Raw genomic sequence first — 10,787 nt, 5'->3', positions numbered from 1 at the left:
TGACTCCTGAAATACTTCGACTGACTTTTTTAACGCATAAAAAAGCCGCTGACGGCAGACTTTGCGCCTGTCGTCAGCGGCCTGGACAATAATAATGTTGTGTATAGCGCGCAGGATGCTGCGCTCTGTTCCATATCCCTATTGGACACGATACCGCTCAATATTTAAACAAAACAGATAGTTAGCTTTAGCGTCGGGAGTTTACCCATCAAGCACATTCAGTGACAAGCACTTTGTTGCTACTTCGGAGCCATCAAAAGTTATTAACATGACAATAATATTGCCATGCTAAAAATCAGGTGCATGAATGCGCCTGCGCGGCGGCTAGCCGCGGGAGACAAATAAAAGGAAGCTATTTGTCTGCCTGATTAATAACGATATAGAACCTGCGGAGTTACTCTGCCAAACGGCTCACATACCGCCCATTAGCCGCATCGTCCAACAGCTGTTCCAGCAAGCCGTTTTCCTGGACTATTTTGAGTCCCTTATTGAAGGCGTTGCGCATTTTTTCTCCGCGTGGATTTTTGGTGAAGATAAGGCGATAAGGCCAGGATTCGATGGGGGTCGGGTGGTAGGTGATGAGATTGGATTCCTGGGGAAAGTTTTTGTGCAGGATATACAGGCCGACGTACTTATCCAGGGAGAAGGCGTCAATGCGGCCGGACAGCAGTTTGGCGAGGTTGAGGCGTTCGTCTGACACGACTTCCATTTCAAGATTAATTCCCTGCTCCTTGGCGGCTTCAAACCAGGGGTAGCTGGCGCTCATCAGACCGCCGAACTTCAATCCCACAAGGTCTTTATAGTTCCGCCACTGAAAAGGGCGCGCTTTAGCATAGAAGAACACTGCGGAACCTTCGAACACCACATCGGAAAACAGATAAACCTTCTCCCGTTCTTCGGTTTTCACCCAAAGAATCGAGGTGTCCCAAAGGCCGTTTTCCACAAACAGCGCGACCCGATTCCAAGGAAAGAAGCCAACCTCTACCTCCACATTCGCGGCGTTGAAACAGACCTCCGCAATATGCGCCGCCAAACCGTAATGTCGCAGTTCTTCGGAAAGATAGGGCGGCCATTCGCCAATAGCGATGCGCACCGTCTCAGCGGCGGATGCGGTATGCCCGGCGAGGATGAGCAGCCATGCCAGGACTACGCCACGAATTCGCGCCATATGCTACTGAGACTCTTCTGAGATTATTCTGTCTAGAAAGCATAAACAGCGACACACAAGGGGGCAAGTTGAAGCATTTTTCTGGACCTGCTTATAACAGCCATTTTTCAACTACACTACATGCCATAGACAAGTAATTGTTGAATGACCCGGGACCCGCGCTTGTGACAATTCGTTCTATGCCGCGCATCTACCATAAACTCCAAACCGCCTGGCGACTTCCGCGCCAGGAGAAGCTGTGGCTGGCGTTTTTGTTTCCTTACAGCGCGCTGGTGCGTGTGATGATTTGGAGTTTACCGTTTCGACGTTTCGCCTGGATATTGGGGCGCGTGACTGCGAATCATGAGGCGCTGTTTCACGCCCCTGCGGAGCAGCAATTATTGGCGCGACGCATCGGGGCCGTCTGCCGCTTGGTCGCCCGCTATACCCCGTGGGAGTGCAAGTGTCTGGCGCAGGCGATTATGGCCAGAACGCTGCTGGGCTTTTACAAGGCGCCTTACGTCATCCACCTTGGCGTTCTTAAAGAACGCGGTTCTGACGGCGGGTTGAAAGCGCATGCCTGGCTCAGAGTTGAGAGCACAATCATCACCGGGGGAGCGGACAGCGAGAGCTATGTGAAGGCTTCCACTTACCTGCCGCGCTCCTTATCCGAGTAATTGCCGATGTGATTGCAGGCGCGAATAAACCTCCTGCAAGGCAAGCCTCATGGCCGGGTAGTGTTGCTCAAGCTGCGCATCCAGACGTTTTAGCTTGTCCCTCGCATCAGGCGGTTGGTAAGTAGAGTCGCCTTTCGAATAGAGCTGGGTCGCTTCCGACATATCCTGCTGTAAACCCGAATACGGCTGCAAGCCAAAGTGCTCAGCCAGCGCCGCTGACGCGCCCGCTATGGACTCATACCCCATCACCCGCACTGACGCATCAGATTCCAGCGCCGCCAACATCGCCCGCCCGAACCCCAGATAGGTTCCCGCCGCCGTTCCCAGCAATTTAGACTCCGCCGACATGACGCCGGATTGCAGCGGCGCCAACAGCGACGCATCCGGTAACAGCCTGGCGTCCACCTCGGTGAAGGGGCGCGGCGGCCAATCAGCGCCAAGCCACTTGGGCGTCCCCCGCAACAATGACTCCAGCACAGATAGGTAGTCGCGATAAAGGCAAAGCATCGGACAATCAAACGCACGCTGATAGAGATCAATATGCATCAGGTTCCAGGAAGACAACTTGATCACCAGACGCCGTCCCGTCTCCGCCGCCCATTGCGCCCATAGGCCAGTGCAACGGCGCAGCGCTTCAATCTTGCGAGCGGGGGACAGCAGATGGTGACGCACAATCTGATTCAGCAGAAACGGCTCCCCCAACACCAGGGCCTGCGGATGCTGCTTCAACATCTGACACACTAAAGTGGAGCCGCATCGGCTGGTATGAAAGATCAGGCCCGCAGGTTGAGGCTCCGCGCCCTCCCCGTTCAGCAGCTCATCGAAATGGGTCAGCCCGGCGCACTGCTCCTCCTGCGGCAGCGCCTCCACCGCCTCATGAAAAAATCCCGGCCGCAACTCCAGCCGGTCGGGATTAATCCACCGTAGCAGCAGGCGCTCGTTCACCGTGGTTAGTTCATAGGGAATCAGCATAGATACCTATCCTTGCTCGCTTTTGACAACCCCATGGATATTAACGGGTTCCTCCCTACAGTATCGAGCCTCCCGCTCCCCTACGCCTGCATTTTCATATCAAACACCAGCACTTCCGCATTATCCGCGTTGGCGAAAGTGAGCTTGTTGACGTTTTCCAGCGCCGCGCCATCGCCTTCCGTCAGCGCTTCCCCGTTCAACTCCACACTTCCTTTGACCACCTGCACCCACGCGCCGCGCTGTGGGTCGATGTCGAGACACACAGGTTCTGCGCCATCAAGGCGGGCGGCGTACAAGTTGACGTCCTGATGAATCGTCACCGAGTCTTGCGCGCCATTGCGGCTGCCGATCAGGCGAAAGACGCCGGTCATGGATTCCGGCGCGAACGCCTTCTGTTCATACCCCGGTTTCAGCCTTTTTTGCTCCGGGTGAATCCAGATTTGCAGGAACTCCACGCCTTCTGTGCGCGAATGATTGTATTCGCTATGGCGAATGCCGGTTCCCGCGGTCATCCGTTGCAGCTCTCCCGGCACGATCACAGAACCGTTGCCGATACTGTCCTTGTGCTCCAACGCGCCGGACACCACATAGGAAATGATCTCCATATCGCTGTGTCCGTGCGTATCGAAGCCCGCGCCGGGCGTTACTTGATCCTGATTGATCACGCGCAAGGGACCAAAGCCCATGTGTGCAGGATCGAAGTAGTGTCCGAATGAAAAAGTATGTTTTGAGTGCAGCCAACCGAAGTTGGCGACGCCACGCTCATGCCCTCGACGGATATTCATACTGTCTCCTCCTGTGTTCGTTATGAGGAGACAGTTTATATTCCTCAAAAAAGTAAACAATTAGTCAAAAATAAGCCATTGTGTCGCTCAGTATGCGACAATATACGAAAGGTAAAAGGTATTTATGCAATGGCCTCGGAGCAGGGCCCGGCAATAACAAAGAGGCGTACATGGATAAACTGGCGGGGCTTACGGCCTTCGTAAACGTGGCGGAAGCAGAGAGCTTCGCCAAAGCCGCGCGCGAGATGGGGCTGTCGCGCTCGCAGGTGAATCGGCGGGTGATTGCGCTGGAGGATGAGCTGGGCGTCACCCTGCTGGCGCGCACTACCCGCCACGTATCTCTGACGCCCACAGGCCAGGCGTTTTATCTGCGCGCAAAATCCATTCTCAACGACCTGCGGGAAGCGGAAACCGCCATTCAATCCGATCATGCGGAGCCTCAAGGCGATTTGAAAATCAACGCGCCCATGTCTTTCGGCACGATGCATTTGAGTTCCGCCCTGGCTGACTTCATGACCCGCTATCCCAACATCCGCGTACACCTGGTGTTGGACGACCGTTTCGTCGATCCGGTTTCGGAAGGCTTCGACATTACAGTGAGAGTGGCGGAAACCCGCGAAGCGCCCTCGTTGATTGAGCACACCATCGTGGAAGCAAAACGTTTGCTTTGCGCGTCGCCGGGCTATCTGCAACAGCATGGTCGCCCTCGCACTATCAAAGAACTCGCCAGCCGCCCCTGTCTGCATTACGGCAATCTCGCCTCCGGCTACACCTGGCGACTGCGTCGCGGCGACGCTCCGGAAACCAGCGTACGGGTGAACGGGGTGCTGTGCTGCAATAATGCAGAAGCCCTGCGCGACGCGGCGGTGGCGGGCCTTGGCGTCGCCTTGCTGCCCACGTTTATCGCCGGCCCGGAGTTACAGACTGGCCGCCTGGTGAGCGTGCTGCCCGAATATCAGGCCCCGCCGGTTTATCTGAGTCTGCTATACCCGCCTAACCGGCATTTGGCGGCCAGAGTACGCGTCTTCGTCAAGTTCATGCAGGCCCGATTCGGCGATCAGCCCTACTGGGATCTGTTTTCGTGACGTTCTCCACAAGTTTTTGAAATAAGGCCGCATTTTCTAGCGAAATTAAACATTTATGTAACATTATCCCTCTATCTTCCGCGCAACTTTCACAGGCAGGACAGAGAAAGGAATAATGAAAAGAATAAGCAGACGCGAATTTATCAGAGTCACCGCCGCCGGCATGGGGGCGTTGGCGATATCCACTGGTCTGGCGGGGTGCAGCTCCGATGACGACGCCAATTCAACCTATCAGGTGACCTTCAGTCACGGCGTCGCCAGCGGCGATCCGCTCAGCGACCGCGTGATCATCTGGACCCGCGCCCTCCCCGACGATACCGGCGCTGAAGTGTCGGTATCCTGGGAGGTGGCGGACGACGCAGGCTTCAGCAACCTGCTGCATAACGGAACCACGCAGACATCCGCTGCGCAGGACTTCACCGTCAAGGTGGACGTGCTGAATCTGCAACCCGGAGCGACTTATTACTACCGTTTCACCGCAAACGGCTCGGCCTCTCCCGCAGGCGCCACCAAAACCCTACCGACGGTCAGCCCGGAACAGGTCAAGTTCGCCGTTTTCTCCTGCGCCAATTATCCCGCCGGACACTTCAACGTATACGCGGAAGCAGCCTTGCATGACGACCTGGACGCGGTCATACATCTGGGAGACTACATCTACGAATACGGCGCCGGCGGTTATGCGACGGAAGACGCCGCCGCCATCGGACGCACGTTGCCGGACGACAACGCCAACGAGATCCTCTCGCTTGCCGATTACCGCAAGCGCTATGCGCTGTATCGCAGCGACGCCAATCTACAGGCGCTGCACCGCAAAACCCCGTTCATCACCGTCTGGGATGACCACGAGATTGCTGACGACACCTGGAAGTCCGGCGCTAAAAACCACAATGACGGCGAAGGCGAGTTTGAAGACCGCAAAATAGCGGCGCTGCAGGCTTACTTCGAATGGATGCCGATTCGGCCGGTTGTGGATGACAATCAGGAGATCATTTATCGCCAGTTCCAGTTCGGCGATCTGGTGTCCCTCTACATGCTCGACACCCGCGTGCTCGCCCGCGACAAACAACTGGATTATCTCGATTATCTGGACCCGGTCAGCGGCGCCTTCAACGCGCCTCAGTTCAGCGCAGACGTCAGCGACGCCAACCGTACGCTGCTGGGCGCGGAACAGCGAAACTGGCTGCAAAACACCATGGCTGCGTCCAACGCCACCTGGCAGGTGCTGGGACAGCAAATATTGATGGGGCGCATGCTGCTGCCTGCGGAACTACTGACCCAGCTGCTGAATCCAGATCCCAACACCATCCTGCCTGCATTCGCCGAGCTGGCGAACATCAAGGGCCGTATCCTGATGGGCGATCCCAGCGTGACGGATGCCGAGCGCGTAAGGGTAGAGACCGTACTGCCTTACAACCTGGACGCCTGGGACGGCTATGCAGCAGAACGGGAAGTGTTGTTCGAGACGGCGAAGGCCATGAACAAGAATCTGGTGGCGCTGGCGGGAGACACCCACAACGCCTGGGCCAGCGACCTGAAAACCCTGTCCGGCGACCATGTCGGCGTGGAGTTCGCCACCGCGTCAGTGTCCTCTCCCGGTCTGGAAACCTACCTTTCCCTGCCGGATGACGAGGCCACGATTGCCCAGACCGAGTTGGGCGTGACCACGCTGGTGAGCGACTTGCGATACCTGAACGTCAATCAACGCGGCTACCTGCTGACCACGTTCACCGCAGACGAAGCCAGGGCGGACTGGCGTTTCGTCGACACCGTGAAGAGCCCCACCTACCAACTGGCCGCCGCGCGTTCCGTCAGTTATAAAACGCTGCCGGGGTCGAATAACCGCAAGTTGATTGAAGTTTGATGTATTAATCAGGCCCTGTATCCCGCGGCTAGCCGATACGCCGGCCTCACAGGCCGGCTTCACTGTTTACGAACTCGCCCAGATAATCCATAAACGCCTTTACGCAGGCTGGCGTGTATTTGCGGCTGGGGTAGATCATCTGCAGCCCTACTGCGCCCGCATCTGCGCCATGCAGGCCGACGACCTGATCCGGCAACAGTTGGAGCAGCCGTCCTTGCGTGATATCCCGACTCACATCGCACCAGGATTTCAGCGCAATACCCATCCCCGCCAACGCCCATTGCCGGATCAGCGCGCCATCGTTACTCGCCAGAAAGGCCTCCACCGTCAGCGTTCGCCAGCCTGAATCGGACTGAAAACGCCACTCCGCCAACATTTCTCCAAAACGCGTCATCACCAGACAACGATGCGCCTGCAGGTCTTCCGGCGTTTGAGGCTGTCCAAATGACGCCACATACGCAGGCGACGCGCAAAGCACGCGACGATTGTCAGCCACCAGAGGGCGCACAATGAGATTGCTGTCCGGCAGATTGCCGTAGCGAATGGCGAGATCAAAGCCTTCTTCAATCAGGTTCACGACTCCGTCATGCAAGTGCAAAGCGGGACGCACCTGGGGATGCAGGCTGACAAACTGCGCCAGCGCCGGGGCCACATAATGCCGGCCAAAATCCGAGGTGGCGGTGACGCGCAACGAGCCGCGCAGCTCCCCTTCTTTCTCCAGCAGCGCCGCTTCCGCCTGCGCCATTTCCGCCACAACCCGCTGACCCGCCTCGTAAAAACGCGCGCCCGCCTCAGTCAATGCGATGCTGCGGGTGCTGCGCTGTAATAACCGGGTCTGATAACGAGCCTCCAGCGCATTCATGCGCGCCGTCATACTCGCCGGCGACAAGCCCACTTCCCGTCCGGCCGCCGCCAGTCCGCCTGCGCGCACCACTCTGACAAACAGCTCAATGTCGTCAATCTTGCTCATATTATTCAGCTTTTACGAAAACAGATTACACATTTACGGCGATTATAAACTTTTTCTATAAGGATTAGGCTGCATGACATCAGCATCCGTCAACAGAGTGACTCCCATGTATATCAATCATGTTCTGATTCGCAGCAAAGACCTGACGGCCATGACGACGTTTCTCGTAGAGGTTATCGGACTCAGGAACGGCGACCGTCCCGGCTTCCGCTTTCCCGGCGCCTGGCTGTACAGCGACGACCGTCCCATCGTTCATTTGGTCGGCGCGGATGCGTCGGACGAAGAGCAGGCCGCCTATCTTGGCGATAACGCGTTGGAAGGACGCGGCGCCATTGATCATGTCGCGCTGGCGGGCGCCGATTACGAGCAACTCTTAACCCGTTTACGCCATCACGGCGCGACCTATAACGAGCGCACCGTGCCCGCTTCACGGGAACATCAGGTTTTTGTGGAAGGTCCAGAGGGACTGAAGCTGGAACTGTTGTTCGCCGAAGACAAAACCCCTTATCCCTCTTGAGCGGAGTATTCCCATGCATTATCCATTACTGTTTAACCCGGGTGTAATTGGCGCACTGGACATCGCCAACCGCATTGTCATGGCGCCGATGACCCGCGCCCGCACGGCCCAGCCTGAAGACGCACCTCGCGATCTCATGGCGACCTATTACGCCCAGCGGGCGCAAGCCGGATTGATCGTCAGCGAGGCCACGCAGATTTCGGCACAGGGCAAAGGCTACTCTTTCACCCCCGGGATCTATACCAACGCACAAATCGCCGGCTGGCGCAAAGTCACAGACGCCGTCCACGCCGCCGGCGGACGGATTTTTTGCCAGCTCTGGCATGTCGGCAGAATGTCGCACGCTTCGTTGCATGAAGACGGCATGCCGGTTGCGCCCTCCGCCATCGCCCCTGACGCCAAAGTCTGGATCGTAGGCGAGGACGGCTTAGGAGAGATGCTGGATTGCCCCACCCCGCGCGCGCTCACTCAGGCGGACATCCAGGCGATTATTCGGGATTACCGCCAGGCGGCGCTTAACGCGATGGAGGCGGGATTTGACGGCGTGGAGATTCACGGCGCCAATGGTTATTTGATCGACCAGTTCCTGCGCGCCACCGCCAATCAGCGCGACGACGACTATGGCGGCAGCCTCGACAAGCGTATCCGTTTCGTGCAGGAGGTGGCGCGTACTGTGTGCGACGCCATCGGCGCACATCGGGTCGGCATCCGCTTATCGCCGTTCATCACTCAAAGAGGCATGGACGATCCGGAAGCGCCTGCGGCCATCCTGACGGCGGCGAAAACCTTCGACGAACTGGGCATGGCGTACATCCATCTGGCGGAAGCGGACTGGGACGACGCCCCACCCGTGCCGGACAGTTTCCGCCGCCATCTACGGGAAGTCTTCAGCGGCGCGGTGATCGTGGCGGGCAATTACAACGCCGACAAAGCCAACGCGATCCTCAAAGCAGGCCATGCCGATTATGTCGCCTTTGGACGCATGTTCCTGGCGAATCCAGACCTGCCCTACCGCCTGCAACACAATCTGGAGCTGAACGCCATCACCGATCCATCTACCTTGTTTGGCGGCGATGCGGCGGGATATACGGACTACCCCGCCTATAGCGGCGCCGCGCAAGTATCATGAAGCTTAATGGACTTAAAAACGGTTAATCAGAGAGTCGAGATATAAACAGGCCGCCATCGGCCTGTTTACCCTGAAAAGCGGGCTTAATTTGGATTCAACTGAATATCCGCCGGTACGAGAGCAGGTCCAGCCAGGACAGGAATATCATGGTTCGAAACGTTATTCTGCTCTACAGGGTCGTTTGTCGCCGCGCCCACAGTGAGCGACATGGGCAAGCGCCCTTCCTGGCTGGGCTTGAAAGACAATACGAATTCTTTCTCCGCGCCCGGTTCGAGTTCGCCAGCGAAACAAGTGATCAGATCGCCTGCGCGTTCGCATCCGGCAGGTGTGGACAGGGTGCGGGCGCTTACCGGTAAAGTCAGTTTGGCGCGAGCGCCCACCGCCTTATAAGAGCCCAGATTAGTGATATTAAATTTAACCTCGGTGTCGGCGTTGACTACCGTTTCCACCGGAGCAGCGAACGCCGCTTCCAGGTCCGTTGCATCGCCGACATGCCTGCCCGTCAATAACAAATCCCCCCAGTCTCTGCCGTCGTAGCCAAATTTGCTGACGCCAAATTGCTGGAAGCGTATTTTGAAGTCGGGACCGTATTCAAAGGTCGAGTCCAGTGTGGCGCGAATACGCTCGACCTGTGCGTCCAGATCGACTTCAACCCGTCCGCCCGCAGCGCCGAGGTCGAGACGGTCCGCATTGACGACCGGATACCAATCCACGCCATTGTTGCTGATGCTGACGCCATCCCCCTCCGCAGAACCGGCAAAGCTCTCGGGAAGCATCGCGGCCTCATCACTGGTTTCAGCCTGATAAAAGCTCAACCTGACTTGCGAAGCATTGCTGAGATCCACCGTCCAATCCATCTCATTCGACGTTGGCGTGGAAAAATAGTTGGTCTGATCCATCCGCAGACGGCCATTGACGACGTTCATACGCCCGCCTCGGTTGCTGCTTCTGAACTGGAAGCCTTCATCCTGGGAAGGCATTCCCCATTCAAAATGATGCTGGAACAACACATTGTCGGGAGTATAGGGCGCGCCGGGCTCATCACTCATGAGGAAGCGAACGCCTTTAAATACATCACTGTTGCTCTGATATCCCGGAAAAGTGATTTCATCGTCGTAGGTGGTCTCCCTTTTGCCCTCGTTGGTGGAGCGAATATTCACGCCGAGATAGCGCTTCCCTTCAGCCTTCAACTTGCGCGCATACTGGCTCAGATCCACCCGCCAGTCTCCAGTACCATCAATGGCCTGAGTCGCAATCAGCGCCTCTCCTCTTTCCGCATCGGATAAGTCCACCACGCCGTCGCCGCTGTAGCCCCAAAAAGCCACATTCGGCTTATTGCTGTATCCAGTCAGATCAAACTCAAACCATGCCTGCTCCAGACGACGGTCGTCTGGAAATTCGCTCAGATCTATCTCAATGACCGCTCGCCGCGCATAGCGTTGATTCAGGTAATTAACGTTGCGCCAGTGCACATAGAGATAGCTGGTGGAATAAATGGACTCGAATCGCCCATCGACATCGTTATCGGAAAAGGTCGCATTGCCCACTATCGGCGCACTGATTTCCAATGCAAAACCCAGGGCCGGACAGCTCAACAAACCCGCAGCTATTAATTTTTTCATCACAGAAACTTCCTTTTAAGAC

At 56.9% G+C, this 10,787-nt stretch carries 10 protein-coding genes; 5 read left to right on the top strand and 5 right to left on the bottom strand.

Annotated features, from left to right (window positions below):
• Positions 1 to 394: 394 nt before the first annotated feature.
• Positions 395 to 1,168: a substrate-binding periplasmic protein gene (locus HCH_RS05370; RefSeq protein ID WP_011395144.1), complete on the bottom strand. Its 774-nt coding sequence runs from the start codon at positions 1,166 to 1,168 to the stop codon at positions 395 to 397.
• Positions 1,169 to 1,332: 164 nt separating this feature from the next.
• Here HCH_RS05370 and HCH_RS05365 point away from each other — a divergent pair, with 164 nt between their 5' ends.
• Complete coding sequence (locus HCH_RS05365; RefSeq protein WP_148212483.1) at positions 1,333 to 1,824, top strand: lasso peptide biosynthesis B2 protein; 492 nt, start codon at positions 1,333 to 1,335, stop codon at positions 1,822 to 1,824.
• On the opposite strand, the gene HCH_RS32130 is transcribed toward HCH_RS05365, so the two are convergent.
• Both HCH_RS32130 and HCH_RS05355 read right to left on the bottom strand, forming a co-directional pair.
• The gene (locus HCH_RS32130) at positions 1,813 to 2,796 is read right to left on the bottom strand and encodes a hypothetical protein (RefSeq protein WP_011395142.1); all 984 of its coding nucleotides are present in this window, start codon (positions 2,794 to 2,796) and stop codon (positions 1,813 to 1,815) included. The two genes, HCH_RS05365 and HCH_RS32130, sit on opposite strands and share 12 nt — an antisense overlap.
• Positions 2,797 to 2,876: 80 nt before the next feature.
• Positions 2,877 to 3,581, bottom strand: a complete 705-nt coding sequence (locus HCH_RS05355) for a pirin family protein (protein WP_011395141.1) — start codon at positions 3,579 to 3,581, stop codon at positions 2,877 to 2,879.
• A 170-nt stretch (positions 3,582 to 3,751) separates the two neighbouring features.
• Here HCH_RS05355 and HCH_RS05350 point away from each other — a divergent pair, with 170 nt between their 5' ends.
• Positions 3,752 to 4,666, top strand: coding sequence for a LysR family transcriptional regulator (locus tag HCH_RS05350; protein ID WP_041598437.1), 915 nt, complete (start codon positions 3,752 to 3,754; stop codon positions 4,664 to 4,666).
• A gap of 115 nt (positions 4,667 to 4,781) precedes the next feature.
• Positions 4,782 to 6,527, top strand: coding sequence for an alkaline phosphatase D family protein (locus HCH_RS05345; protein ID WP_011395139.1), 1,746 nt, complete (start codon positions 4,782 to 4,784; stop codon positions 6,525 to 6,527).
• A gap of 46 nt (positions 6,528 to 6,573) precedes the next feature.
• On the opposite strand, the gene HCH_RS05340 is transcribed toward HCH_RS05345, so the two are convergent.
• Positions 6,574 to 7,497, bottom strand: coding sequence for a LysR family transcriptional regulator (locus HCH_RS05340; RefSeq protein WP_011395138.1), 924 nt, complete (start codon positions 7,495 to 7,497; stop codon positions 6,574 to 6,576).
• A 73-nt stretch (positions 7,498 to 7,570) separates the two neighbouring features.
• On the opposite strand from HCH_RS05340, the gene HCH_RS05335 reads away from it, so the two are divergent.
• Together HCH_RS05335 and HCH_RS05330 are read left to right on the top strand one after the other, a co-directional pair.
• Positions 7,571 to 8,014 carry a VOC family protein gene (locus HCH_RS05335; protein WP_011395137.1) on the top strand — a complete coding sequence of 148 codons (444 nt, stop codon included), beginning with the start codon at positions 7,571 to 7,573 and terminating at the stop codon, positions 8,012 to 8,014.
• A gap of 13 nt (positions 8,015 to 8,027) precedes the next feature.
• Positions 8,028 to 9,143, top strand: a complete 1,116-nt coding sequence (locus HCH_RS05330; RefSeq protein WP_011395136.1) for an alkene reductase — start codon at positions 8,028 to 8,030, stop codon at positions 9,141 to 9,143.
• 83 nt (positions 9,144 to 9,226) lie between these two features.
• On the opposite strand, the gene HCH_RS05325 is transcribed toward HCH_RS05330, so the two are convergent.
• Positions 9,227 to 10,765 carry a DUF11 domain-containing protein gene (locus HCH_RS05325; protein WP_011395135.1) on the bottom strand — a complete coding sequence of 513 codons (1,539 nt, stop codon included), beginning with the start codon at positions 10,763 to 10,765 and terminating at the stop codon, positions 9,227 to 9,229.
• Positions 10,766 to 10,787: the final 22 nt, after the last annotated feature.

It is taken from the genome of Hahella chejuensis KCTC 2396 (assembly GCF_000012985.1).
GTDB lineage: Bacteria > Pseudomonadota > Gammaproteobacteria > Pseudomonadales > Oleiphilaceae > Hahella > Hahella chejuensis.
Note: the sequence above shows the minus strand (reverse complement) of the source record. Positions and strands in the feature narration are given on the sequence as shown.

What these genes read in the sequence shown, in the direction of transcription:
- HCH_RS05370 (WP_011395144.1), bottom strand. Translation starts at nt 1,168, where the DNA reads ATGGCGCGAATTCGTGGCGTAGTCCTGGCATGGCTGCTCATCCTCGCC.
- HCH_RS32130 (WP_011395142.1), bottom strand. Translation starts at nt 2,796, where the DNA reads ATGCTGATTCCCTATGAACTAACCACGGTGAACGAGCGCCTGCTGCTA.
- HCH_RS05355 (WP_011395141.1), bottom strand. Translation starts at nt 3,581, where the DNA reads ATGAATATCCGTCGAGGGCATGAGCGTGGCGTCGCCAACTTCGGTTGG.
- HCH_RS05350 (WP_041598437.1), top strand. Translation starts at nt 3,752, where the DNA reads ATGGATAAACTGGCGGGGCTTACGGCCTTCGTAAACGTGGCGGAAGCA.
- HCH_RS05345 (WP_011395139.1), top strand. Translation starts at nt 4,782, where the DNA reads ATGAAAAGAATAAGCAGACGCGAATTTATCAGAGTCACCGCCGCCGGC.
- HCH_RS05340 (WP_011395138.1), bottom strand. Translation starts at nt 7,497, where the DNA reads ATGAGCAAGATTGACGACATTGAGCTGTTTGTCAGAGTGGTGCGCGCA.
- HCH_RS05335 (WP_011395137.1), top strand. Translation starts at nt 7,571, where the DNA reads ATGACATCAGCATCCGTCAACAGAGTGACTCCCATGTATATCAATCAT.
- HCH_RS05330 (WP_011395136.1), top strand. Translation starts at nt 8,028, where the DNA reads ATGCATTATCCATTACTGTTTAACCCGGGTGTAATTGGCGCACTGGAC.
- HCH_RS05325 (WP_011395135.1), bottom strand. Translation starts at nt 10,765, where the DNA reads ATGAAAAAATTAATAGCTGCGGGTTTGTTGAGCTGTCCGGCCCTGGGT.